This window comes from Paraburkholderia sp. BCC1885 (assembly GCF_900996235.1).
In the GTDB taxonomy this organism is placed as follows: domain Bacteria; phylum Pseudomonadota; class Gammaproteobacteria; order Burkholderiales; family Burkholderiaceae; genus Paraburkholderia.
On record NZ_CAAJGM010000208.1, the window covers coordinates 318,463 to 339,221 of the forward strand.

Consider the following 20,759-nt stretch of genomic DNA (forward strand, 5'->3'; position numbering starts at 1 on the left):
TCCTATGCGCCTTTGACACAGAGCACCTGTTTCAGGATGTGCACGACTTCAACCAGGTCACGCTGGTTCTCCATCACGACGTCGATGTCCTTATACGAGCCTGGGATCTCATCAAGTACTGCGTCATCCTTCCGGCACTCGACGCCAGCCGTCTGAGCCTCAAGATCGGCGACAGTGAAAGTCCGGCGCGCGGTTGCGCGGCTCATCTTCCGGCCGGCGCCATGCGAGCATGAGCAATACGACTCCAGATTCCCTTTGCCGCGGACGATGTAGCTGCGCTGACCCATTGAGCCGGGGATGATTCCGAGGTCGCCAGCACGCGCCCGGATTGCACCCTTACGCGTCACCCAGAGGTTGCGACCGAAATGGTTCTCGCGCTCGACGTAGTTGTGATGACAGTTCACCGCTTCATGCGTGATCGTGAATTCGACCGCGATGTGTCGGCGCAGCGCAGCAATGACAGCCGTCATCATCACTCGGCGGTTCTCTAGCGCGTAGTCTTGCGCCCAGTTGACCGCCTCGACGTAATCGTTAAAGTTGTCCGTGTCTTCCGGGAAATAGGCCAGATCACCATCGGGCAGCTTCACGTAGTACTGCTCCATGAGTTTCTTGGCCTTCTCGATGAAGTAACGGCCAATCAGGTTGCCAACGCCACGCGAACCGCTGTGGAGCATGATCCACACGTCCTGCGATTCGTCCAGGCACAGCTCAATGAAATGGTTGCCCGAGCCAAGGGAACCCAACTGACGTTCCATGTTCTTGTTGTGGACGCCCGGATGCTTCTCGCAGACTGCGGCGTATCGCGTCACCAGACCCATCTGGATTCCCGGCAGACGGTCGGGATTGTGTGCGCCACCCGTACCTAGCGGCACGTCACGCTCAATCTGGTGGCGAATCGCCAGCAACGAATCCGGTAGATCGGATGCCTTCAGCGAGAGGCGCACGGCATTCATGCCGCAACCGATGTCAACTCCAACGGCCGCCGGCACAATGGCCTTGTCCGTCGCGATCACCGTTCCGACCGTCGCGCCAATACCGGCATGCACGTCCGGCATGCATGCAACGCCATTGCCCGCGATAAACGGCAGGCGAGCGATGTTCTTCAGTTGCTGAAGCGCCGAATCCTCAACCTCATCGGTCCAGATTTTGATCGGGCGTGCACCTTCTTCTTGTATGACCTTTTTCACGTCTGCTCCTCAGTTGTCCGTTCCATCTCTTCGATCAGCCGGCGACTTTCGTCGACCAGCGGTCCCCAGTGCCGAACGGCCTCGCGCGCAGATATGAGGGCGCACTGCGGACAGTCTTCGGACCACGGTATTCCGTGGCTGCAGGTTTGGCCGGGTTCGGTCACAATTGCCCCTTTGCGCACCATTGCGCCGGCAGATCACTGCCGTAATAAACACGGAAATTCCCTATACCGATGGCGCCCAGCAAATAGAGCGCGACGACGCATATGCCGATGACGGCAAAACCATTTCGGATCATCGCACCTCCCTGTTGCACAAAATCCTCACCATCAACGCACATCGAACCGGCTGATTCGGGAATCGCGCGAATAGCCAGTCGATCATTTTTTGGGTGTCGGTCACAACTTCTCCTTATCTATCTGCGACCGGGCGGCGTCGATAGCGGCGTCCAAGTTGGCTTCCGAATCACTTGCAGCGACGATGCGATCATCCCAACCTTCGTCGTCGGCAACGAAATAAGCACGCATCCAACGCCAGCGTTCCGCATCCATCCGTGACCGCTGGTTTTCTAGCTTGAGGGTTTCGACTTGCGACAGGAGGACGGTAAGTGCATTCGCAGATTTCGTAACGACATCCGCATCCTTCAGGCTCACTCGATACCAAATCGGTTGCAGCCGCTCGACCAGAGCCTTGACTTCATCTGCTGTCACGGTCATCTCCCAAAATCAACTTGCGCGCGTTGGGTTGTGGCAGAGCCTCGAGCAAGCGCACCAACGTGTCGAAACTCGGTCGGCGATGGTTGTGAATCAAGTGAGACAGGAATGGAAGATCGAAACCGGTCTTCTCTGAGAACTCCGTGAGAGTCATCTGTCGTTCAATCGCCACGCGCAGGCGGTTGCCAAAAGTGCTCATATCAGGCCCCGGCAAGCCGCAAAATCTCGCGCACGAATTTGGCATCCGATTCCTTACGAGTCGGCTCGATCAATTGCCGCTCAGACCAATCATCGGTAATGGTCGCAGCCTCTTCCCGGATTAGCGCCAGTTCGTCATCGCTGAGATCCGCCCGCTCCAGCACTTCCGCCCTTGATGGTTGCGCTGCTGCGGGATGGGTGTAGAGCGGTATATCCCCTGATTCCTGTTGCTTAAAGATCACGCCTGTTTCTCCACGCGCGACATTCGCCAGATCAAACTGAGTCGTCCAACCCACAGGCACATTCTCCTCGGCTGACGCTATTGGAGCGGGAGGTTTGATTCCGGCGCTGGTGGCGATTTGCTCTATCTCGGCGAACTGGTCTTCGTCCAGAATACCTGCTAGGCGCGCCATAATCCGCTGTATGGCTTGCGGCGCTCCAATCGCAGCATCTGTTTGCGCAGCATCCAAAAGCTCTACAGCTTTGACGAAAGCCATATTCATTTTGAAGTCGTGGCCATGGTCGTCAACAGGACTTGATTTCCTGATCTGATTGACCAGATCGATCAAGACGTCCTCTGTGCGACAGGCTCGCTCCTCCAAAGCGATAGCGCGCGCAATAAAATCTGTTGGCTCTGCCGCTACTGGTACAGCCTTCTGTGCGAGAGCGGCTTGCCAGATCGTGAATCGGTCTTTGCACGCATCTACATCGTCACCGTACCAACCGAACTTGTTTTTGTGCCATGCGACAAACCGCGTCCGCTCATCGCCATCTTGCGGAACGGTGGTGGCTTGAGTGCCTGCGTACAACGGCGTATCCCGAAACAGCGTTTCCTTTCGCTGAATGCCGGGGGTGCGGTCAGGCCCAGCAGTTTCATCGTCTGGAAGCATGTTACGCAGTTCATGACCATTCACATAGGCCACCGCTGCGGCCTTGTTGGATGCGAGAGCGGCTTGCCATACATGGAAGCCGAATTCCTCTGCCCACTGATCAAAGTGTTGAAAATAGATTGGACCTTTGAAGGCACTTTTCCACTTTCTGTAAGCAGTCCATTGCACTTGTAGCTCGTCACCATCTTTCGGAATGGGGGCGGCTTGGGTGCCTGCGCGCCAGTTGGCACATCCCTCGCGAACGCGCGGAAGATCGCCGCCGCATACGCATCGGTCGCCTTCCGAGCAGTGGCCCGCGCCCCCATCACCAGAATGGTCAGATTGGGCGACTCGAGGCGCTGGCACGCCAGAACTCTCGTCTATGTGAACCAGAATGCGCTCTGCGGTATCTCGGCTGATTCCATAGCCGTTGCACTCACACTCAACTGCGTGAATAACTGCATCCACTCGGTGCTTAGCCCCGGCATGAGACGTGCGGCGCAATTCGAACAAATCGCCAGCCATCGCTGGATAGCCGTTTTTCTTAAGCAATCCGATTGCAACGGAAAGCGCGATCTCTTGATCTTCAGTCATGGTTACTCCAATGAGGCGGGGCTAGGCGGTCAGACGCGCGCAGCAGTGCGGATGTTTTCGTACACGTCCGCCGCACGCTCACGCTCTTTGCCGACCGGGCAGGCGCAGAAGTACGCATATGCGGCTTTCTCGGCACCGCGAAGCTTGTCGATTGCGGCGTTGCGCAACTCAATCAGCTTTTGATCCTCGTCCATCTCTCATCTCCAATAATCCAGCATCGCCGATACCACGAGCAGCATGGCGATACGGTTGTTTGATGCTCTCAAAAGCGGGGCCGCAGCCCCTTGCCGCGCCGAGGCGCTGTTGGTCGTTACTCCGGTTCACTAACCGGCTGCGTGAGTTCGTACGGAACCGGTCTCGGAAACCATGTCGGCAACTGTTCGAACGAATCGCGCATCTTCATGATTCCGCCGAACACTTCCAGATCGCCCAGGCCACCAACCACGAACATGAGCGGACTGTCGGCGTCTTTCGTAAAGAACCGGATGCTGCCGAAGTGCTGGCCGATGGTCAGGGCGTCTTTCAGATAAGCCGGATTGATCGCGCCGGAGATGCCCTCGTTATAGCCGCGCGCCGCTGCGACATTCTCGATACGAGGAAAATTGCCCTCGACCAGCGCATTGCCTGGCTGGATGAACTGGGCCTGCCCATTTTCATCGTTGACCATCGCGGAACCGTTCGACATCACATCAAGCGTGCTCTTCGCGTTGCACGTCTTGAGCCCGTCCTTCTTGATGGACACGATCACCTCTTTCTCTGCGTAACCGTGTTGATCGCGGATCACGACATACCGATGGCCGTCCGTAGCGACGATCATTACGGTGTTGTCTTCGAGTGGGCGGACATTGACGCCATTGAGGTAATAGCGGATATCGTTCTGCGCCATGAACGGAAAGGCCACCTTGACCGCCATTGCATTGATGCGCGCGATCATGTGTGGCGCTTCCTTCGATTCAGGCTCGGCAGGCGCCACGCCGTCGATTGAAAGCTGCTCTTGTTCTGTCGTTGCGTTCATAGTCATCCTCAATTAGGTGCCGCCACCCTTTAAACTCTGGACCCGCTTTCGCCTAGCAGAGGGATGGCGGCGGTAAAACTTCACGCCGCCTGTTGCCGAAGCACGGTTTCGCCCGACGCGGTTTCGATGTGGCGGATCAGGGCGGCGCAGATTTGGGGTTATGCAGCTTCAGCGAACGTAAGCCGTTTGTACGCAGCGCGAGCCATGCGCACATCATTGGCGCAGTACTCGGCCACTTCGGCGATACGGCCGGCAGCGACCATATCCCATACCTTGGAGCCGTCCACACCGTCAGTCTTGCCGGGAATGCCCAGCGCGCCGCAGAGCCGGTCAAGCCCCACTGATCCCTTGAACCCGGCCCATCGCGTCATGGTGTCGAAAACGTAATCGTCCCAGGGGCGTGCGTGAAACGGGATGATTGACGGCGGTTTGATGCCCAACACGACCGCACGCTGGAAGATGAAGCGCAGATCAAATTCGGTCACATAATGGCCGATAAACACCGGGCGACGGTCGGAACTTGGCGTGTACACATCCTTGATCGCGTCGAATGCGGATCGCAGCACCTTGGCTTCGTCATGCGCCCAGTCTTCGGAATAGAATGTGACCGGCTCGGCGTCGTCCAGTGCAATGCCGATCACGGCGATTTGACCGGATCCGCCATCGAATGAGGTCTTGCGCCACTGTTCTTGCGCGGCTTCCTCGAGCTTTTCATCGCGGAAGCGTTCTACCCACAATTCGAGCGCCTTATCCTTCGATGTGTACTTGATCTCGCTCGCGTCGGTCATGCCCAGATCGGCGCAGGCCTTTTCCTTCGTCAGCGTGGAGGGGGCCTTGAAGTTCTCGCGCAGATCGGCGCGAATCGCTTCGAGCACGGCGGGGTTTGTCGAGGGTATGGTCTCGATGTCCAGAGTCACATTCATTATTGCCTCCTTAAATGATTGACCAGGCTGCGCGGGCGTATGCCGGAGCAAAAGGCACATCGTCGTCGTAAGCCCCGCCGTCGTGCGGACCGGTGTCGTAATCCTGGTGCGATGCCGTGGCGGGGCGCTTCTTCATCGGGCGGTCAGCGAGTTGCGCAACCCGTAACGCCAGCGCTTCGGGCTTTGTCTTGCCATTCAGAATTTCAGCCGCCACCAGCTCCGTGCCAGCTTCGAACACGCCGACGAGCTTTGCGGTCCATGCCGTCTGACCTTGATTCTTGCGGCTTTCCTCTTCGGTCTTCTGAAGCAGGAAGCCGATTGGCTTGTTGGCCAGCTCAGGAAACACCTGGCCCTGCTCGGTGTATTCCTGCTTCGTATCCTTGTTCCAGCGCTTCACCGGCCCCGGAACAGGCTTGATGCCGCGCAGCTTCAGGCACGTCATGAGAGCCATCAGCAGGTCATAGCCAGACAGCTTTTCGCCGTCCTTCTTCATCGTATAGACGTACTGGCGAGTCTCCCGGCCATCGTTGGCTTGCAGGTTAAGGACAACGCCGCGCGTCCCCGTCTGTGCCTCGATATCCTCTGCATAGAGAATCTTGCCGATGTACTTGCCAGTTTCGTTGAGCCACTTGCCGGTGAAGTCGGCATTCATCGCGGCTTGCTTGTCGAGTTGATACATGTCTGATTTCCTTTAGGCTGCTTGCTTGAGGTCGTAATAAGCCGTGATGGCTGCATCCACCATCGCGAGGTCATTCTCGATATGGTCGGATTCGAAAAGGCCCAGCGGACTCTTTACTGTGTCCTGGCCGTTGTTCCTAGTGCTGAACGTGTACTCGCCGTTCGTCACGCCAGTGCGTAGAACGATAGTGACAAGTCCCTCCATGACGATCTTCTCGTCCAGAAGCTTGCCAATCGTCTTGATCTTGGTCTTTCCGAAGTCGTCGGTGCTGGTATGACTGAGGATGTATACGCGCTTGTGATCCGGCAACGAGCTCGCCGCCATGAGGATGTCCCAGGCATGGCGGGCGATTTCGTTGTACTTGGCGAACGCACCATTACCCGTCTCAACGTCCGTCACACGCCGCATAAATTCGTTGGCGAGGCAGTATTGAAAATCATCAAGCACAATGATTTCCTTTTCGGTGCGCTGCATGGCGGCCACGATGTTTGCGCTGTTATCCGTCACGTAGACAGAACCACCCTTACCCTTGACGATTGGCTTCCATGCGCCAGATCGGAATGGCAGCGGCTTTTTCACCGCCTGAATCAAAAGGGTCTGGCTCGGGTCCAGATTGCGCAAGCTGGTCGTCTTGCCGGTTCCGCTCTCGCCGATGATTAAGGTTGCTATGCTCATTTTCAGATTCCTTGTTTGATTGGGATTCCTGCTGCTCGCGCTCTTCGCATTCCTGCTGTTGACGCCAACCTGGGCCATCGTCGGAGGTCACGCTGCCTTCTCCTCGGGCGCCTTAAACGCCGCCGCATTGAATTTTTCGAGCCAGCCGACAACGACAAGCGGCCTCACATCGAAGATATCCGCCAGCCTCGCAACGATTGCTTCGTCGCCCGGCCCGTTCTTTTCAAACTGAACACGAACCCGGCGAGCCTGTTCGCGCTCGGCGGCTTCTTTCTCGGCCTGCAAACGAGCAGCCTCGGCGGCTTCTGCCTCGGCGACACGTCGGGCCTCGGCTTCCGCAGCGGCTTCCGCTTCCTCGCGCTGGCGACGAGCCTCAGCGTCTTCCCGCTCCTTCGCCTCAGCCTCACCCAGCAACCGCCGGATCTCCGCAACCGCCGTCGTCTTGGCGCTTTCCGCTGCACCGGCCAGGATGCCGAAGCGTTCCGGGTCGAGTTCCCATGCCTCGGTCTCGGCGAGCGTCTCCCGGATGCAATCGATAGTGCCGCCCTTGCGCACGCCCAAGCGCCCTTGAGTGGCGATGATTACCTGCTGCTGGATGCCCTGAATCTCGGACATGGCGGCGTTCATCTTGTCGGCGGCAGCTTGCTGTTCGCGCATTCGGGCTTCGTGTTGAGCCTGTTCTGCCCGCATTGCCGCCGCTGCCCGCTCATTGGCTGCACGCTGCTCCGCTTCCGCCGCCTCGCGCTTCTCACGCGCCTGCTTGTCGGCCAGCGCCTGCCGGTCTCGCGCCAGTTGCGCCTCAACTTCCATCGCAGCGGCAAGGTCTGCGAGTCGCTTGGCTTCCAGCCTGTTTTCTTCGGCCACTCGCTCGCGTTCGATGCGATCCAGTTCGGCCTGGCGGGCAGCTTCGGCTGCAGCCAGCTCGACCGCCGCTTGCGCCACCCACATTTCCCTGAGCTTGTCGATCGTGGCAATCTTCGCCATCTCACCTTCGCCCGCGAACTCCTGGTGTGTGTCAAGCGTGATTTCAGTCGCTTCCAGACTCTCGATTGCTATCGCGATGGTCTCCGACGACTTACCGACCATCATGGTAGGAATCGCAGCCATATCCGCGATACGCGATCGGATGTCGCCAACGCGCTTTTGCTCCGCTTCGAGCTTGGCTTGACGTTCTGCCTCTTCGGCTTCGTCCCACTTGTCACGCAGGCCAAGCAATCGCTTTTCTGGTGGCTCGATAATTCCAATCAGGAACTTCTGCCGCTCGATTACCGCCTTCTGAAGCGCATTCGCATCCTCGCGCGCCGTCTCGCCGGTCTTCTTGGTGGCGATACGCTCGTTCGCCAACTCCATTGCGGCGGCATGTACTTGCTGGCGAGCGGCCTTGTTTTTCACTTCAGTGATATCGGCGTATTTTTTTGCCAGCGCCTTCAATGCCTCTTCGCGCTCGACACCGCCTAGGGCAATTACCGCGCGATCCTGAACGGTCAGTGCTACTTGTTGCGGCTGCTCGGTGGCAACCAGTTGGGTTGAGTCAGTCACTTAGGGCCTCTCTCCAAGATTGGGTTGTGCTGCAAAATGGGCCGATCGTCATGCCCGGTTCGGGCTCCAGGCGGATCGTGCTACCAGCCGGAAGGTCATCGACAGCATCGAGGCAGAAGCCTCGGGCCTCGTCGCCGGCCATGTCAGGGCAGCAGTACTGCGCATTCGATTGGCGGGTGATGTGGATCGCGTCGAAGAACTCGAAGTCGGTCACGGTTTCGACTCCTCGCGCGCCTTTATCCATTCCTGAACCAGTCGTGCAGTCACGATGTATTCAGGTGATGGCGTTTTGGTTATTTCCTGACCGGGAACATAAACGCGCCAGATTGCATCGCGCAGTTCTTTTGGCAATGCAAACCAGTGATTTCTACATCCCCACATGGCAGGCGGGACTTCCTTGGTGCAACCGGGCCAGTGGCATGTATGCTTGCTCATAGCTCGTCTCCGCACGTCGCGCAGCAATCCCGCATATCGACGTGAATCTCTTTGCTGCCGTGGTATTCAAAACGGCCGATGCCTTGATCGCGCCGAACGAAGACGCACTCGCACTCGCAACGCCGGCAATAGCCGTAGGCGGCCTCTTCAACCGGGTCGGGTTCGGTATCGAGCAGGATCATGGCTGGCCCTCCCGCTGCGCTTCCCACTGCTTCGACCGATGGCCGTGACCGCCGAAGCCAAAGAAACCGTAGCCCGCACCCGGCGTCTCGAATCCATCGCATCCATCGCAGAGCGGAGCACCGCAGACCAACTGGCCAGTGCGGTCGCAATCGTGCGTCGCCTGCGCTTTGCATGAGCAGCACTTCATGCCGTAGTGAACCGCGCAATACTCGGACTCACCGAGTGTTGGCTTCTTGCATCGGCCTACCCATGAGACATCGAATTTGCAGGCGCTCACGTCGCACCCCCAACAGGCAAGCAATGCGACACAGCCACACAGCCCGATTTCCCCTCTAGCCAAACGACCGCGGTATGCCCGCTCAAGACTTCAGCGGGCGTGCGCGTGGCGTACTCGGTGACTGGCCCGTCAGGCTTATAGGACTGGTAACGCACGCGGTCGCCTACCTTGACTGCCTTGTTGAACATGGCGACTTCATGGTTTGGATCGGGTCGTTTCATGCGATGCCCCTGACATTCATATGCGTGTACGTCCGCGCAATGCTGGGCACAACGTAGCCGGTTGAAATCGGCACGCGTGGCGAGCGCTCCAGCCGCATTTGCATCCACCGCTTACGCTGGGCGCGGTTAAGATGTGATGCATACAACCGAAGCGGCTTGCGCAATGAAAATATGCTCATCACAGGCTCCTGAAAATGGCCCACACAATCGCCACCACGATCAGACCGCAAATCGTGCCGGCCAGGACTTCGTGTTTGCGCGCGGTCGTCGTGAGCAGTTGGTTATCGTTGGCGGCTCGGCGGAGACCTTCGTCTGAGAGGCGTTTTCTTGCCTCGGCGGAAATCGATACGGTGTAGTCTCGGTCGGACTCATCAACCACATGCCACTCAGCAGTCTTCAGCATGACGGTCCCCTAGTTGTATTGCGTGAACATCATCACGGGCAGCCCGTAACGCTCGCTTCCCTGCCATGCGTAGTGGTCATGCATTGAGCCGGTGAGCGTTCCGAGGCGCCGCTCGTCCTCGTCGCAATCGCGAACGGTCAGACGGTCGCTACCATCGATCTCGCCCCAGTCAATCGGATCACCCCAGTCGTCAACCGGTACGCCATCAACGAATTTCTCGAGGCCGGTTCCCGACTCGCCCGCATCGGCAAGAATCTGTTCCCATGACTCGGCGGCGAATATTTCGGATGGCTCACCAATCCAGAAGAATCGAACGTTGCTCATCTCACTCCCCAGCAAACCAGATTTAGCAGCGGCGCACCAAGCACCAGGATCAATGCGACTGAACCTGCGCCAACGCAGCAGAGAAGAATCAGTGCACCAGCAAATACGTCGCTGCGAGCACCGCTTGCCGGCTCCCGTTCTTCGCCGCTTATCTGGCGGGCGATGCGGGAGGAGAGGCGACGGAGAAAGAAGGGTCGTGGGCTCATCGCTGGCCTCCGGTGGCCGCACGCATCAACGCCGCAGGTGCTTGCCAGTTGTCCGCTTTGCCTTGCGTGGCGATCTCAGCGACGCCGACAGTCGCAACATCGGCAGGACGCCAGATCGTTCCGCATTCGTGGCACAGGTGCGAACGGTGCGGCGGGTTCTCCCACGAATGTGCTTCAGCCATGCACATAGGGCCGTCTTCGTCCGCGCCACATCCGCCACCGCAATCTGGCCAGCGACAGTCGAGAATCTCAGGCGCATCAATATGCTGCGTGTTGCACTTCGGGCAAAACAGCAGCATCGGAATTGGCTCCAGTTCATCACTCATCGCCACTCCCCTATCCCCACTCCAGCAGCCTCGGATAGCAGGCGTTTCTGATGGGTATCAGCCTCGTTCCGGTTTCCCCATGCGTCGTCGTCCCACAGTGCGACGCCGGGGTTCTCCTCGTCCTGCTCGGGCTGTGCCTGGCGGGCGAGCTTGTCGTACAGGGTAAAATTTGCGTGCTTTCCCATCGCTATCTCCAATAGGACAACTTAATTCAGTGTTTTGCAGGGTTACTTCGCTACGTCAGTCCGACACCCGAGTTGTACCGTCTACGGCTAGCTACGCAATAACGGCTCGGGATTGGACTGCATCCGCTTTTGGCCCTGGCGGACGATGACTGCCGGGGCGGCGTTCCCGGTACGTCCTATGGATTGCTGGATCAGTCATCGTTCGTCAGGGCGCCGGTCTTTCCCGGCTGTCAGCGTATTAAGAGGCTCGCAACTCTCGGTCTATCCCGGCTGTCTCTCAGCGCCAGGAACGCTTATCCGCTCCTAGCGTATTCGCCTATACCACTTAGGCCGACGACCAGCGATCACATGTATTTGCTCATGAAGGATCGGCGACTTCGCATATCGATCTCCTTAGGTTAGTTGCCCAGATATTCGGCCCGACTGGGATTCGCCGTTCTATGCCGGATCACGCCGGTACGTACTGCAAAACCCGCATTAGGGAGCGACCTATCTGCGCCCGTCGCCGTCGCCTGGATTCGACCCCCGCTCTCCGACCGTCTGCGTCACGCGCATCGTAACCAGCACTTAACGGGATAAGTCGCTCCGCAATGCGTACTTGAACGCCGTCTCTCCGGCTGTCGCACCACTCATTGCGCCCACTACAGGCCCGGTAGGTGTCACGTCGAGTTCGGCTAAGCCGCCACCTCAACCGCCTCAATCAGCGCGGCAATCGTGTCGAAGCGAAACATCACGTCGTCATCCAGTTCGACCTTCAGGACATGCTCCACTGTCAGGCCGATCTCGACGCGATCCAGGCTGTCCATCTTGTGTTTCTGCGACAGGGAATCGTGGTCGGCTATTTCGGCGGGAGACATGCAGAGTTGTTCGGCGACGATGGAGCGGGGCTGCTCGGCGGTAGTGGTCATTTCAGCCCCATGCGCCGATCGGCATCACCAGCAGCCCTGCAAATTGCCACCGCGAATATCACAACGATGACATACGCGGCCAGACCGGCCGTCAGATACGTTGCAAACATGGATCCTCCTAAGGCAAACAGAATTGCGATCCACCGCAGCGGCCTTCATAGTCGCCATCGGCTTCCACCTCTTCCCATACGTACCAACCGGTATCGCCGTTCTCGTAGGCTTTAATCTCTACGGTCTGCGTCTTGCCGCAGCCGGTGCATCTGAGCCGTGCCGTAGCGTCGGTATCAACCTCAGCGGCCTTCTCGCCGCCCCGCTCGCTGAACCATGATCCGAAGTCGCGCATGGCTAACACCACACCACATCGCCGTACGATGCCGACTGAACAAGCTTGCTGTTCGCATACCAATCAAAGTGATCAGCAAAGAACAACAGGCAGTAGACGAGTGCGCGAGGTGCATAAGCCCTGACGCCGTAGTCGCTGTAGAACATGATCTACTCCGCTTCAACAATTTCGCCGCTAGCATTCAGCGCGTAAAAAACCATCGGTCAGGCCGCGTCCTGCTTTTCTTCGGATTCTGCCTCGACCCAATATCCCGTCATCAGGTTCGCGGGTTTGATCTTCGCGGTAACACGGCCGCTCAAAGCCCAATTGGAAGTTCGCAAGCGCAGCGCCGCGAAGATTCCGAAATCTTGGCCTGCCTCGATGCCCCAGCCTGCCTCGATGCCCCAGCCTTGATGCCCGAGCCTGCCCGCAACGAAAATTCGATCTTGATCGAGCCTTTAACGACTATCGAGCCAGCGAACACGAACGATTTACGCTCCAGTGCGTCGACTTCGAGCACATCGCTCGTCTTGCCAAAGGCATTGAGCAGCCAGCAAGCATCATCAAACCGGTCGTCATCGCACAGCGTATCCAGGATTTCCTGATACTCGCCGCCGTCAGGGAATTTCCGCAGATACCATTCGTAGCCATCGGAACAGGGATGCTTTTCCTTAAGCAGTTCTTTGGTGATTTTCATCATTTCTCCGTTTGTAGTCCTAAGCGCCTACATCAAAGTGACGCCCAAGTTATTCAATAAGCCGCCTGGCGGGCGGCATCCCCTATCGCTATGGCCAGATGGCCGGTCGTATGCCCCTTATCTTGGGACGGGAGTTCAGCATTCAGCGAAGGCGACTTACTGGACCAGTCTGTTCACCACCGTTTATCGACAATGGAAGTCGCCTTCGCTCAAAGCAGTCCGTGACGTGGACCACTCGGCCTGCTTTGGTAGGCTTCACCCAGGTTGTCAGGCCCGGCAGTGTGCTGCGACCCATGTCGTCTTTGGCGCCGTCCACTGGTTAGCGAGGGTGGGTACTCCTCAACCATCGGGCAAGTGATTAACCCATGCGGGCTTTCGTGCCGCTCTCAACGGGCTAGGCTTCAGCCTCGGGTGACGGTGTTGGTCACTTCATGGCAATCTCCATTGGAGAGAACGTAATCGCGAATCAGGCGCATCGAGTGAGCATCCGCATCCGCGGTAGTTCCAGAGAGGACGGACGCATCCAAAGGCGTACACATGCGGTCAAGTGCGGCCATCACGTTCGCCGGAATTTCAGTGCGCCGTTGTGACAACGCAGCTTGCCAAGCAGCCCAGCAATGGTAGAAGTGAAAGTTGTTGATCCCTTCTTCTGAGGCCCATTCCTCGAATTCCGGGCTAGGCTTCGCGTCTTCGTCAATCATCTTCCCCTCCCGTATCGCTGCAGATGAATTCAGTGCCGGTCTATTCCCGGCTGCCACTATCGGTGTTTCGCACTATTGCTTGCCGGCTTTCCGTCTAGGCCTGCGCAGGTAACAGATCGCCAACTCATGCTGGGTTTCGATAGATTCCCTCTGCTCGGTGGTACTGCAATTCTCACGAAGGCGCGCGTTAGTTTGCGGGGAGCCGTCAGCTAACCATACTGGCCTGCCATCGCGGGAGCTTTGGACTAACGGCGATCGGTTCCGCGAATACTTGGCTATGCAGGGACCTCGCGCGCCTTCGTGAAAACTGCATCGCATACGCACCCGGCTACACCTGGCCGAGCCAGTTCCGGGTTGCGTATGTCTGTTATCAATCTCACCGTGGATCACTAGCCGAACCACCACGGTTTGATAGCCTCGGGTCTTTCATCTGGAGTCGAGGGTTGCGTCCAGTGCCTACTGTCTCGCTTTAACTTGCGAGCTATCAGCATGTACGGCCTTGCGGCCGGTTTATCGCTTCATTGCAGTGTTCGAATGTCGTCAGGGCTGGCGACTTGGCCGGTCGCAACTCCAGCGCACAGGTCGGCTGCGTTCAACTCCGGCGCTTAGATGGGAGGGGATTGCCCGACTCGGCAACATCACCATCAATCCGCGCCATCTGTTGGCGTGTCCAGGCTTCCACGCCGCAAGTCGCCAGCACTGACTAACACTCGAATCTGCGTTGTTAATGAACGTTTGCCAAACCAGGACGACGCCATGCGCCTGTGTTCCTCTACTGCGGCGATTTGTTCTGCGCGGCCATGCGCATTTAAAGCGGTATCCGTACTGCTTTGGCTGGAACCAAAGCGCTGCGGACAGCTAGAGTGAAAATACTTCGTCTGCGTGGCGCCGCGCGCTTGCAAGTTTTGCGCCGTCAAGCGGTTCGTCTGTGTTGGCCGACGCCTCGCCATCTTTGCCCAGCAATATTTCTCCAACTGCGACGTCCACGGCATCCTCTGCGGTCTCGTCATCTTCGACTTCGACAAGCACGCGCTTCCAGATTGAGACGTTCACTTCGAACCACTTGCTCATCTCTATCTCCAGTCAAACCACTTCGAACTGAGCTACCTTTGAGCGGACCCACGCGATGCGGGCAATATTCAAATGCAGGACGCCGCCATCTTGCTCGTTGTCGTACATATGGCATCCGCCAAATGGGTATGCCTTGTCGAGGCCGTCATCAGCAAATGCTTTCTTGAGTTCTTTAAGGGCTTCCACGCCGGGATAGCCATCCCAGAAAACGAAGTTCGTGCAGAGACCGACGTAGCGATCAAACGGCTCTTCGTTAAGAGCGCCACAGTCGACCCACTCGAGATATTCTGAGAGAAACGCCTTGAGGTGATCTGACATGCTCGCTCTCCTGTCCTGGTTGGGTGGTGTGTTGTGCTGCCTTGAGATGAATCTTATACAAGCGTTTTTGTAGCGTCAAGCACTGGTTACAATTATTTTTGTAGATATGCCCGAAACAAACTCCATCGCCTAAACTGGACTTGTTACCAGGAGGCCACCATGACGCGAGAAGAGGTATTGCTACGGATGACCGAGGTCGAACCCGAGGGAAAGTGGGCGCCGATCGAGAGGTATGCAGATGTGCTGGCCGAGCTGGAGCGGATGCTCAGTGACCGGGAAATGCGGGTATTGGTAGAGGCCGGCGCGCGGCTGGTGAGGCTGAGTTATCCGGAGGTATTTGGGATGCGGCGGATATGAAAAAGCCCCGGCAGGCGGGGCTTATGGAAGTTCTTTGACCTGCTTAATAGGATAGCGAATAGTCGCCAGTCACTCCGTTGTACACGAGCAGGCATTTTTGTAAAATATCGCGCCCTATCAATCCCATGATGCCCTGTGGCGCGAGACTTGATTCGATCACAGGAATAGCTGGCAGCACAAACGCCGGGGCTTGCAAAACACCACACGGAATGATCATCTGGACGTCATACATATTGCATTGGTGAAGGACGCCATTTGTCGATGGTGTTTGCACGCCAGTGGTGCCGGTCGGCTGAAGCCCCAAGGGGGCAACCAAACCTTGGTCAACAACGGTATGGCTAGCCCCGGTATCAACCAGGAAAAGGCCGCTTACTGGCGCGGGGAGTGGCACCTTGGCTGCCAACATTGCCTGCATGCGAGGTGCGCTCGGCAAAATAAACACGGTCAGCACAGGGCCTTGCGTAGTTATTTTTAAATTTATGCCGGGCATGTAGCAAGATATGTTCGGGTGAAGTTAGCAACGCTTTCCGTCCTGGTGATAAGCTTAACCAAGAAGGGGTCGAGTCCAAAGCGCTCATATCCCAATTTCAATGCATCTTCGTATGTCTCGAAGATTTCGATTGGTTGATCACCCTTGATCAGGGCATATTTACCTTCATCCTTCCAGAGAGCAGGCAGTTCTGCTTTGAATCTTGCGAGCTCTGTTTCGAGAGCGGCCATGATTTTACCTCAAAATGAACAGGTTCTTGACAACACTAGAAGTTTAGCATCCGTATCCGACCAGTCGATCCGCGAACAGAAATATTTTTGCCGCCCTAAAGACCCACGTGTTTGGTGCCGTAATTCTCAGGGGTGCTCGGTGCGCTAGGTCGCACACGTCGGAACCAACTGCCATTGCAATTGATTGCAAAGTACACAACTGGACAGATCCGCTCAAACTGTCCAGATTGCACCCTCACCGCCTCCGGTACTTCCGGTGCTCTCCCGCGCTATTCTTGCCTGTTTCGAGATTCAACGGCCGATCCCCGCGGCATGATCGCAGCGACGCGATGAATGTGTACGATCTCGGTCATCGGTCTGGTGATCGGCGGAACACCGTTATTGATCGATCCCAGGCAGACGTCACCGTCGCGGATCCACAGCAACTCCTTCACAACGCAGCTGCCATCCATAAATTTCACGACCACGTCATCGCCTGGCTGGGCCTCTACGTTTGGCTCGACCGCAATATATTCACCGCTTTTTATACGGGGTCGCATGCTGTCGCCCCGCACCTTCAGCCCATAGGCACCCGCATCACGCGATCTTACTTCGGGCAAATGGCTATGCCCGTGTCCTGCTGGGTAGTCATCAATGCTGATGTATCCGTCAGGCCCTCCCTGCACTTCCCCAACAATGGCCACGGAGCGTCCCTCTCTCAGTTCTAGTCTGTCGCCGACATTCGATTCTATCGGCTCACTGGAAATGCTAGACCGTCCCGCCAGAGGCAAATTGACAATCATGCCCCTTTCTTGTGCGCTGATTGAGGTATCGGGGATATTGGAATTGTGCTGGGCAAATGTCGCCTCTCGTGGAACTGGCGCAACGCCCTTTCCATAGGCCAGCCACCCTGCGTCGCACTCGAGAACTTCGGCGAAATGCTGTGTGTATTTGCTGGACTTGGCATTGTTGTTGTGGTTCAGCAAGTACTGAATGTTCTGCGGCTTGCAGCCATCCCCGACCCGTCTAGCCAACTCGCTCTGGTCAGACTGGGGATTGAGTCCAGCGCATTTCATGGCCCATTCAAGGCGATCGGCGTAAGTAATCATACAAAGGATTTTGTATAAAACCGCAGCAAAAGTGCTTGTAGGTTTTTGTCCCCTGTGCTACAAATATGCTTGTAGACATTCACAGGCGCACCATGAAGAAATCTCCTCCTGACACCGGCATCGCCAAAGCGATCGCAATCGCTGGCAGCCAAGTCAAGCTCGCAGCCCTGATCGGCGCAAACCAGCAAATGGTTTCGTACTGGAACAAGGCTGGCATCGTTAGCGATACCGGAATGTGCGCCGCCATCGAACGCGAAACAGGGGTTCGGTGCGAGGAGCTTAATCGCAATGAAGACTGGGCAACCTTGCGGCTTGTTCTGTGCGCGCCGGATCGTGACAACTTCGCGGCATCGGACGACACGCAACCACCAGTTGGCGGCTCGGTTGATGACTCGCCCTTGGCAAAGATGGTGGCCTAAATGACCCCGATTGAATCGTTGCTGAGCAGTCTCGACTGGCGGGAAGTCGAAAACGTCATTGCTGGCGATTTGCCCTATGCGACGCACGAAGGTTTCATGGAGTTGTTGGGCGTGCGTCTGCGCTGCTACAGGCTCAGTACGGGTCAGGCAATCATTCATCAGGACGACATGGTCGCCCTGCTCGGGTTGCTTGATGTGAATCTTCCTACTTCTGGCGACGAAAAGATGGCCCCAATGGTTTCGGTTTGACACGTTAGTAGTCCTTTTTTTCTTGGCGTCTTTGTTGACGCCTTTATTTGGCCCTCTTTGCATCTGGGTAATCAAGTTGGGAAGCATCTGGGGTCTGATTGCATTTACCTAAGGGAGGTCGTGATGGAGCAGTTTGAAATGCGGATGTTTGCGATGTACCAGGAGCCTGTGCGGCTTCCGGACGCGCAAATTGAAGCGATGACGTTTGAGAGCGCGCTTTCGAAGGCGCTAGAGCACGGTCTCAAGCGGTTCGATCGCAAGACGTTGGCGAAGTTGTGCGGCATTCACTATCCGCACTTCGGCGATCTGATCGCCGGGCGTCGGCCCTTTCCTGCCGTCAAGTTGTCGCGTTTCTGCATGCTGACGGCTTGCGACTATCCGCGGCAATGGATCGAAACGCAGGATCGGCGCGAGCTGGAGCAATACAAGGCTCAGAGCGCACAAGTTGTTGGCGAGTACATTCAGAAGGCCATGGGGAGAGCGGCATGAGCGAATTGATCATCCAGGCGCGCCGGGCAACGACGCTTATCTCCGGAGCATGGGCAGCCCACGTTGAAGTCAGCAAGGCCGTCGCACGCGGCGATCTTGCACCCGTTGCCAGCCTACGCTGCGTCGATTGCGGCAACCCGGCGCACGCGTACGATCACCGCGATTACGGCCGACCTCTTGATGTCGAGCCTGTCTGCACTCCCTGTAATGCCATTCGGGGCGCCGCTAAACCCAGCGAAGAATCACTGTTGGCTCATGCGGGCGCCACGCTCGAAAGCGAAGATGGATGGAAGGCACGCGCGGTAGTCCCAGTCCTTCTCGGCGCGGCGTTGATTGCAAGCGCTAAGACCTACCGCCAAGCAGTTCGGCTGGCTTGGGCATACCGCACGAGCCAATATATGACTCGAGCCTCCTTGGCCGAGCGTATCGGCGCCTACGCATCGCATGTCACCGATTACTTCCACACAGACGATGCTTCGGGCCGGCGCAGTCTGCCGCCTGAACTCATTGACGACTTCGAGTGTGCAGTCGGGAATCGTGCCGTCACCCAATATCTGATGCGCAAGACCGGCCTTTCCATCATGGAAGAAGTAATTGCTATGCGGGCGGCAGCATGACCGTCTCCGATCTCATCGAAGAATTGCAGAAGTTTCCAGGCCATCACCGCGTGTTCATTGAACACGAAGTACCGACCATGGATCATTGCGGTATCGCAACCGACTGGGCGGCTATCCAGACGCTGCGCGCGGATCGCGACTGCACTGTCGTAATTGATGGCGTTAGGAGCATCGCGTGACCAACACCCCCACCAACGGCGCGGTCACTACCGCCATGCAGCGCGACCACTGGTACCGCAGCCTGCGCTACGTGCCCCGCGACCGCTCCATCGTCGACCGGATTCTTGAGTCGCCCGCGACCTTTTTCGTCTCGCTTGGGCTGCTCTGTGCGCTGTCTATTGCTGGTGTTGTGGAGTGTTTGATGGGAGGTGTGCTGTGAACGTGAAAGTTGGTGATCTGGCTTACCAGACTTACGAGGGAACTTCCTGCGGGCGAGTCTACGAAGTGCTCAGCATCAATTGCGACCATCTTCGGTGGGGGCGAGTTTGGAATGTCCGTTGCGCCAATCCTTTGCAGACATTCGATCCCCACACTGACGCACCCGTTGCGTTTTCAACCGATTTTCAGTGCCCGGACGACTGGCTGCGTCCGATCTCCGGCGTTCCTGTCGACGACGAGGTAATTGAAGACCTCCGGGAGCCAGCATGAAGCCTCTGCTGATTCTCACCTCCCTCGTCCTCGGCGGATTCCTCGCGCTCTGGGCAGTTTGTGCGCTGGTTATGCGGGTTCAGGGGGCGCTATGACGAAAAAGGCACTTGCCAATACGTCTTCCTTGGCATCGATTGGATTGCAGGCGATCGAGACACAGAAAGCTCGCCGCGCTTGGCTTGACGCGGTGCGTGCGAACGGTCTCGCCTTAAAGGAATTCGTCACCGAAGTGGGTGAATCGTATGTCTTCGGCACTGACGATCCTGATCCAGTCATCGAAGAAACATATGCGGCTCGACGCGCGGCAGCCAAGGAAAGTCTCAAGCAGGCCCGCAAGCTTCGCGCGGCAATCACTCGGTATCTGGAGGAGCGGGCATGAAACGCGACCTCTTCAACGCCCCGTCGCCTACGTGGCTCGAACAATCCGAACTCGCCCGCAAGATCGCACAGGCAAAGAAGGTTGAAAAGAGCCAGCTGGTGACCCTTCTGTGCGCCTCACTCGCGCGGATGACCGAAAAGCCGAAGCACCGGAGGCCGCTGTGAGCGCTCGATTATCCAAGGCAGAAATGCGCATTTCTAGGGCGATGGATTCGCTTGTCAAGAAGCTGCCGGCCGATGCTTTCCCGATCGCCGATCCCGACCTTGCAGCACTGTCGGAACTGCTGCATCGCATGTCGGTGTGCAACGAGGATACGCCGGCAACGCGGATGGCTGGTGAGGCTATCAGAAGGCTGCGGGCTTATTTGATGAAGGGGAAGTGAATGGCTTGGGGATTTGTTTACGTGCTGTCGAATGATTGCATGCCAGGGATCTACAAGATTGGTTTTACGGAGCGAGCCCCTGCTGAGCGTCTTGAACAGTTGTCTTCTGCAACATCTGTTCCCGTGGAATTCGACCTGGTTTTGTTTGCGCAGGTGAAAAACCCGCGCGCCCTAGAAAAGAAACTTCACGATCATTTCGATATGGATCGCGTGAACCCCGGACGAGAGTTCTTCAATTGCTCAATCAGAGAGATCATGCGCGTCCTGGAGGATTCCGTTGACCGCGAGCAGATATTCACCGGACTAAATTTCCCGACAATCGAATGGGACGAAGAGTGCGCAGATATAGATCGACGGCGCCAGAGCGTTCTAGATCATTTCTTTGAGCAATCCCACGACCCCATTCACTGGTCGCAGTTTCGTGGTTTTGATTAAGGCGGCC

38 protein-coding genes are annotated in these 20,759 nt (G+C 57.1%); 11 read left to right on the forward strand and 27 right to left on the reverse strand.

Annotated features, from left to right (window positions below):
• Positions 1–2: 2 nt before the first annotated feature.
• From FQ755_RS19795 to FQ755_RS19905, 24 genes are all read right to left on the reverse strand, one after another.
• Positions 3–1,187, reverse strand: coding sequence for an RtcB family protein (locus tag FQ755_RS19795; RefSeq protein ID WP_144156491.1), 1,185 nt, complete (start codon positions 1,185–1,187; stop codon positions 3–5).
• A 160-nt stretch (positions 1,188–1,347) separates the two neighbouring features.
• Positions 1,348–1,485: a hypothetical protein gene (locus FQ755_RS37505; protein ID WP_186308597.1), complete on the reverse strand. Its 138-nt coding sequence runs from the start codon at positions 1,483–1,485 to the stop codon at positions 1,348–1,350.
• Positions 1,486–1,585: 100 nt separating this feature from the next.
• On the reverse strand, positions 1,586–1,897 hold the full coding sequence (locus FQ755_RS19800) for a hypothetical protein (RefSeq protein ID WP_144156492.1): 312 nt from the start codon (positions 1,895–1,897) through the stop codon (positions 1,586–1,588).
• A complete protein-coding gene (locus FQ755_RS19805; RefSeq protein WP_186308598.1) occupies positions 1,884–2,099 on the reverse strand; it encodes a helix-turn-helix domain-containing protein in 216 nt (71 codons plus the stop codon). Before FQ755_RS19805 ends, FQ755_RS19800 begins: the two co-directional genes overlap by 14 nt.
• Position 2,100: 1 nt before the next feature.
• On the reverse strand, positions 2,101–3,561 hold the full coding sequence (locus FQ755_RS19810; protein WP_144156494.1) for a hypothetical protein: 1,461 nt from the start codon (positions 3,559–3,561) through the stop codon (positions 2,101–2,103).
• 29 nt (positions 3,562–3,590) lie between these two features.
• Positions 3,591–3,755, reverse strand: coding sequence for a hypothetical protein (locus FQ755_RS37510; protein ID WP_186308599.1), 165 nt, complete (start codon positions 3,753–3,755; stop codon positions 3,591–3,593).
• A 116-nt stretch (positions 3,756–3,871) separates the two neighbouring features.
• Positions 3,872–4,576, reverse strand: coding sequence for a hypothetical protein (locus tag FQ755_RS19815; RefSeq protein ID WP_186308600.1), 705 nt, complete (start codon positions 4,574–4,576; stop codon positions 3,872–3,874).
• A 158-nt stretch (positions 4,577–4,734) separates the two neighbouring features.
• Complete coding sequence (locus FQ755_RS19820) at positions 4,735–5,499, reverse strand: hypothetical protein (RefSeq protein WP_144156496.1); 765 nt, start codon at positions 5,497–5,499, stop codon at positions 4,735–4,737.
• Positions 5,500–5,509: 10 nt separating this feature from the next.
• Positions 5,510–6,178 (reverse strand): hypothetical protein, encoded by a 669-nt coding sequence (locus FQ755_RS19825; protein ID WP_144156497.1) that lies wholly within the window; start codon positions 6,176–6,178, stop codon positions 5,510–5,512.
• 12 nt (positions 6,179–6,190) lie between these two features.
• Complete coding sequence (locus tag FQ755_RS19830; RefSeq protein WP_144156498.1) at positions 6,191–6,853, reverse strand: AAA family ATPase; 663 nt, start codon at positions 6,851–6,853, stop codon at positions 6,191–6,193.
• A gap of 87 nt (positions 6,854–6,940) precedes the next feature.
• Positions 6,941–8,392 carry a hypothetical protein gene (locus FQ755_RS19835; RefSeq protein WP_144156499.1) on the reverse strand — a complete coding sequence of 484 codons (1,452 nt, stop codon included), beginning with the start codon at positions 8,390–8,392 and terminating at the stop codon, positions 6,941–6,943.
• A complete protein-coding gene (locus tag FQ755_RS19840; RefSeq protein WP_144156500.1) occupies positions 8,385–8,606 on the reverse strand; it encodes a hypothetical protein in 222 nt (73 codons plus the stop codon). Before FQ755_RS19840 ends, FQ755_RS19835 begins: the two co-directional genes overlap by 8 nt.
• Positions 8,603–8,827, reverse strand: a complete 225-nt coding sequence (locus FQ755_RS19845; RefSeq protein WP_144156501.1) for a hypothetical protein — start codon at positions 8,825–8,827, stop codon at positions 8,603–8,605. Before FQ755_RS19845 ends, FQ755_RS19840 begins: the two co-directional genes overlap by 4 nt.
• Entirely contained in the window at positions 8,824–9,009 is a 186-nt protein-coding gene (locus tag FQ755_RS19850) for a hypothetical protein (protein WP_144156502.1), read from the reverse strand. Before FQ755_RS19850 ends, FQ755_RS19845 begins: the two co-directional genes overlap by 4 nt.
• A gap of 677 nt (positions 9,010–9,686) precedes the next feature.
• Entirely contained in the window at positions 9,687–9,911 is a 225-nt protein-coding gene (locus tag FQ755_RS19860; RefSeq protein ID WP_144156504.1) for a hypothetical protein, read from the reverse strand.
• A gap of 9 nt (positions 9,912–9,920) precedes the next feature.
• Entirely contained in the window at positions 9,921–10,235 is a 315-nt protein-coding gene (locus tag FQ755_RS19865) for a hypothetical protein (RefSeq protein WP_144156505.1), read from the reverse strand.
• Positions 10,236–10,763: 528 nt separating this feature from the next.
• A complete protein-coding gene (locus FQ755_RS19875; RefSeq protein WP_144156507.1) occupies positions 10,764–10,952 on the reverse strand; it encodes a hypothetical protein in 189 nt (62 codons plus the stop codon).
• 674 nt (positions 10,953–11,626) lie between these two features.
• Positions 11,627–11,860, reverse strand: a complete 234-nt coding sequence (locus FQ755_RS19880; protein ID WP_144156508.1) for an acyl carrier protein — start codon at positions 11,858–11,860, stop codon at positions 11,627–11,629.
• A 118-nt stretch (positions 11,861–11,978) separates the two neighbouring features.
• Positions 11,979–12,203, reverse strand: a complete 225-nt coding sequence (locus FQ755_RS19885; RefSeq protein ID WP_144156509.1) for a hypothetical protein — start codon at positions 12,201–12,203, stop codon at positions 11,979–11,981.
• 2 nt (positions 12,204–12,205) lie between these two features.
• Complete coding sequence (locus FQ755_RS37515) at positions 12,206–12,349, reverse strand: hypothetical protein (RefSeq protein ID WP_186308601.1); 144 nt, start codon at positions 12,347–12,349, stop codon at positions 12,206–12,208.
• Positions 12,350–12,498: 149 nt separating this feature from the next.
• Positions 12,499–12,882, reverse strand: coding sequence for a hypothetical protein (locus tag FQ755_RS19890; RefSeq protein ID WP_144156510.1), 384 nt, complete (start codon positions 12,880–12,882; stop codon positions 12,499–12,501).
• Between the two features lie 398 nt (positions 12,883–13,280).
• Positions 13,281–13,580 (reverse strand): hypothetical protein, encoded by a 300-nt coding sequence (locus tag FQ755_RS19895; protein ID WP_144156511.1) that lies wholly within the window; start codon positions 13,578–13,580, stop codon positions 13,281–13,283.
• An 858-nt stretch (positions 13,581–14,438) separates the two neighbouring features.
• On the reverse strand, positions 14,439–14,651 hold the full coding sequence (locus FQ755_RS19900; RefSeq protein ID WP_144156512.1) for a hypothetical protein: 213 nt from the start codon (positions 14,649–14,651) through the stop codon (positions 14,439–14,441).
• Positions 14,652–14,663: 12 nt separating this feature from the next.
• Positions 14,664–14,969, reverse strand: coding sequence for a hypothetical protein (locus tag FQ755_RS19905; RefSeq protein WP_144156513.1), 306 nt, complete (start codon positions 14,967–14,969; stop codon positions 14,664–14,666).
• Between the two features lie 159 nt (positions 14,970–15,128).
• Between FQ755_RS19905 and FQ755_RS19910 the strand changes: the two genes are divergently transcribed.
• Positions 15,129–15,326, forward strand: coding sequence for a hypothetical protein (locus tag FQ755_RS19910; protein WP_144156514.1), 198 nt, complete (start codon positions 15,129–15,131; stop codon positions 15,324–15,326).
• A gap of 43 nt (positions 15,327–15,369) precedes the next feature.
• Here FQ755_RS19910 and FQ755_RS19915 read toward each other — a convergent pair whose 3' ends face one another.
• The 3 genes from FQ755_RS19915 to FQ755_RS19925 form a co-directional block, all read right to left on the reverse strand.
• Positions 15,370–15,777: an aspartyl protease family protein gene (locus FQ755_RS19915; protein WP_186308602.1), complete on the reverse strand. Its 408-nt coding sequence runs from the start codon at positions 15,775–15,777 to the stop codon at positions 15,370–15,372.
• A gap of 26 nt (positions 15,778–15,803) precedes the next feature.
• Positions 15,804–16,046 (reverse strand): hypothetical protein, encoded by a 243-nt coding sequence (locus tag FQ755_RS19920; protein WP_144156516.1) that lies wholly within the window; start codon positions 16,044–16,046, stop codon positions 15,804–15,806.
• A gap of 269 nt (positions 16,047–16,315) precedes the next feature.
• Positions 16,316–17,134: a helix-turn-helix transcriptional regulator gene (locus FQ755_RS19925; protein ID WP_144156517.1), complete on the reverse strand. Its 819-nt coding sequence runs from the start codon at positions 17,132–17,134 to the stop codon at positions 16,316–16,318.
• A gap of 92 nt (positions 17,135–17,226) precedes the next feature.
• Between FQ755_RS19925 and FQ755_RS19930 the strand changes: the two genes are divergently transcribed.
• The 10 genes from FQ755_RS19930 (at position 17,227) to FQ755_RS19970 (ending at position 20,752) form a co-directional block, all read left to right on the forward strand.
• The gene (locus FQ755_RS19930; protein WP_186308603.1) at positions 17,227–17,553 is read left to right on the forward strand and encodes a transcriptional regulator; all 327 of its coding nucleotides are present in this window, start codon (positions 17,227–17,229) and stop codon (positions 17,551–17,553) included.
• Positions 17,554–17,802, forward strand: coding sequence for a hypothetical protein (locus FQ755_RS19935; protein ID WP_144156519.1), 249 nt, complete (start codon positions 17,554–17,556; stop codon positions 17,800–17,802).
• Positions 17,803–17,925: 123 nt separating this feature from the next.
• A complete protein-coding gene (locus FQ755_RS19940) occupies positions 17,926–18,291 on the forward strand; it encodes a hypothetical protein (protein ID WP_144156520.1) in 366 nt (121 codons plus the stop codon).
• Complete coding sequence (locus FQ755_RS19945; RefSeq protein ID WP_144156521.1) at positions 18,288–18,908, forward strand: hypothetical protein; 621 nt, start codon at positions 18,288–18,290, stop codon at positions 18,906–18,908. The genes FQ755_RS19940 and FQ755_RS19945 overlap by 4 nt, the downstream gene beginning before the upstream one ends.
• The gene (locus tag FQ755_RS19950) at positions 18,905–19,087 is read left to right on the forward strand and encodes a hypothetical protein (RefSeq protein WP_144156522.1); all 183 of its coding nucleotides are present in this window, start codon (positions 18,905–18,907) and stop codon (positions 19,085–19,087) included. Before FQ755_RS19945 ends, FQ755_RS19950 begins: the two co-directional genes overlap by 4 nt.
• Complete coding sequence (locus FQ755_RS19955; RefSeq protein WP_144156523.1) at positions 19,084–19,287, forward strand: hypothetical protein; 204 nt, start codon at positions 19,084–19,086, stop codon at positions 19,285–19,287. The genes FQ755_RS19950 and FQ755_RS19955 overlap by 4 nt, the downstream gene beginning before the upstream one ends.
• Before the next feature lie 360 nt (positions 19,288–19,647).
• Positions 19,648–19,935, forward strand: coding sequence for a hypothetical protein (locus FQ755_RS19960; RefSeq protein WP_144156524.1), 288 nt, complete (start codon positions 19,648–19,650; stop codon positions 19,933–19,935).
• The gene (locus tag FQ755_RS37520) at positions 19,932–20,099 is read left to right on the forward strand and encodes a hypothetical protein (RefSeq protein ID WP_186308604.1); all 168 of its coding nucleotides are present in this window, start codon (positions 19,932–19,934) and stop codon (positions 20,097–20,099) included. Before FQ755_RS19960 ends, FQ755_RS37520 begins: the two co-directional genes overlap by 4 nt.
• Positions 20,096–20,317 carry a hypothetical protein gene (locus tag FQ755_RS19965; protein ID WP_144156525.1) on the forward strand — a complete coding sequence of 74 codons (222 nt, stop codon included), beginning with the start codon at positions 20,096–20,098 and terminating at the stop codon, positions 20,315–20,317. The genes FQ755_RS37520 and FQ755_RS19965 overlap by 4 nt, the downstream gene beginning before the upstream one ends.
• Positions 20,318–20,752, forward strand: a complete 435-nt coding sequence (locus FQ755_RS19970; RefSeq protein ID WP_144156526.1) for a GIY-YIG nuclease family protein — start codon at positions 20,318–20,320, stop codon at positions 20,750–20,752.
• Positions 20,753–20,759: the final 7 nt, after the last annotated feature.

What these genes read in the sequence shown, in the direction of transcription:
- FQ755_RS19935 (WP_144156519.1), top strand. Translation starts at nt 17,554, where the DNA reads ATGACCCCGATTGAATCGTTGCTGAGCAGTCTCGACTGGCGGGAAGTC.
- FQ755_RS19850 (WP_144156502.1), bottom strand. Translation starts at nt 9,009, where the DNA reads ATGATCCTGCTCGATACCGAACCCGACCCGGTTGAAGAGGCCGCCTAC.
- FQ755_RS19895 (WP_144156511.1), bottom strand. Translation starts at nt 13,580, where the DNA reads ATGATTGACGAAGACGCGAAGCCTAGCCCGGAATTCGAGGAATGGGCC.
- FQ755_RS19905 (WP_144156513.1), bottom strand. Translation starts at nt 14,969, where the DNA reads ATGTCAGATCACCTCAAGGCGTTTCTCTCAGAATATCTCGAGTGGGTC.
- FQ755_RS19820 (WP_144156496.1), bottom strand. Translation starts at nt 5,499, where the DNA reads ATGAATGTGACTCTGGACATCGAGACCATACCCTCGACAAACCCCGCC.
- FQ755_RS19970 (WP_144156526.1), top strand. Translation starts at nt 20,318, where the DNA reads ATGGCTTGGGGATTTGTTTACGTGCTGTCGAATGATTGCATGCCAGGG.
- FQ755_RS19830 (WP_144156498.1), bottom strand. Translation starts at nt 6,853, where the DNA reads ATGAGCATAGCAACCTTAATCATCGGCGAGAGCGGAACCGGCAAGACG.
- FQ755_RS19950 (WP_144156522.1), top strand. Translation starts at nt 18,905, where the DNA reads ATGACCGTCTCCGATCTCATCGAAGAATTGCAGAAGTTTCCAGGCCAT.
- FQ755_RS19890 (WP_144156510.1), bottom strand. Translation starts at nt 12,882, where the DNA reads ATGATGAAAATCACCAAAGAACTGCTTAAGGAAAAGCATCCCTGTTCC.
- FQ755_RS19880 (WP_144156508.1), bottom strand. Translation starts at nt 11,860, where the DNA reads ATGACCACTACCGCCGAGCAGCCCCGCTCCATCGTCGCCGAACAACTC.
- FQ755_RS19805 (WP_186308598.1), bottom strand. Translation starts at nt 2,099, where the DNA reads ATGAGCACTTTTGGCAACCGCCTGCGCGTGGCGATTGAACGACAGATG.
- FQ755_RS19930 (WP_186308603.1), top strand. Translation starts at nt 17,227, where the DNA reads ATGAAGAAATCTCCTCCTGACACCGGCATCGCCAAAGCGATCGCAATC.
- FQ755_RS37520 (WP_186308604.1), top strand. Translation starts at nt 19,932, where the DNA reads ATGAAACGCGACCTCTTCAACGCCCCGTCGCCTACGTGGCTCGAACAA.
- FQ755_RS19925 (WP_144156517.1), bottom strand. Translation starts at nt 17,134, where the DNA reads ATGATTACTTACGCCGATCGCCTTGAATGGGCCATGAAATGCGCTGGA.
- FQ755_RS19940 (WP_144156520.1), top strand. Translation starts at nt 17,926, where the DNA reads ATGGAGCAGTTTGAAATGCGGATGTTTGCGATGTACCAGGAGCCTGTG.
- FQ755_RS19960 (WP_144156524.1), top strand. Translation starts at nt 19,648, where the DNA reads ATGACGAAAAAGGCACTTGCCAATACGTCTTCCTTGGCATCGATTGGA.
- FQ755_RS19900 (WP_144156512.1), bottom strand. Translation starts at nt 14,651, where the DNA reads ATGAGCAAGTGGTTCGAAGTGAACGTCTCAATCTGGAAGCGCGTGCTT.
- FQ755_RS37515 (WP_186308601.1), bottom strand. Translation starts at nt 12,349, where the DNA reads ATGTTCTACAGCGACTACGGCGTCAGGGCTTATGCACCTCGCGCACTC.
- FQ755_RS19910 (WP_144156514.1), top strand. Translation starts at nt 15,129, where the DNA reads ATGACGCGAGAAGAGGTATTGCTACGGATGACCGAGGTCGAACCCGAG.
- FQ755_RS19815 (WP_186308600.1), bottom strand. Translation starts at nt 4,576, where the DNA reads ATGAACGCAACGACAGAACAAGAGCAGCTTTCAATCGACGGCGTGGCG.
- FQ755_RS19810 (WP_144156494.1), bottom strand. Translation starts at nt 3,561, where the DNA reads ATGACTGAAGATCAAGAGATCGCGCTTTCCGTTGCAATCGGATTGCTT.
- FQ755_RS19875 (WP_144156507.1), bottom strand. Translation starts at nt 10,952, where the DNA reads ATGGGAAAGCACGCAAATTTTACCCTGTACGACAAGCTCGCCCGCCAG.
- FQ755_RS19845 (WP_144156501.1), bottom strand. Translation starts at nt 8,827, where the DNA reads ATGAGCAAGCATACATGCCACTGGCCCGGTTGCACCAAGGAAGTCCCG.
- FQ755_RS19945 (WP_144156521.1), top strand. Translation starts at nt 18,288, where the DNA reads ATGAGCGAATTGATCATCCAGGCGCGCCGGGCAACGACGCTTATCTCC.
- FQ755_RS19920 (WP_144156516.1), bottom strand. Translation starts at nt 16,046, where the DNA reads ATGGCCGCTCTCGAAACAGAGCTCGCAAGATTCAAAGCAGAACTGCCT.
- FQ755_RS19860 (WP_144156504.1), bottom strand. Translation starts at nt 9,911, where the DNA reads ATGCTGAAGACTGCTGAGTGGCATGTGGTTGATGAGTCCGACCGAGAC.
- FQ755_RS37505 (WP_186308597.1), bottom strand. Translation starts at nt 1,485, where the DNA reads ATGATCCGAAATGGTTTTGCCGTCATCGGCATATGCGTCGTCGCGCTC.
- FQ755_RS19825 (WP_144156497.1), bottom strand. Translation starts at nt 6,178, where the DNA reads ATGTATCAACTCGACAAGCAAGCCGCGATGAATGCCGACTTCACCGGC.
- FQ755_RS37510 (WP_186308599.1), bottom strand. Translation starts at nt 3,755, where the DNA reads ATGGACGAGGATCAAAAGCTGATTGAGTTGCGCAACGCCGCAATCGAC.
- FQ755_RS19885 (WP_144156509.1), bottom strand. Translation starts at nt 12,203, where the DNA reads ATGCGCGACTTCGGATCATGGTTCAGCGAGCGGGGCGGCGAGAAGGCC.
- FQ755_RS19865 (WP_144156505.1), bottom strand. Translation starts at nt 10,235, where the DNA reads ATGAGCAACGTTCGATTCTTCTGGATTGGTGAGCCATCCGAAATATTC.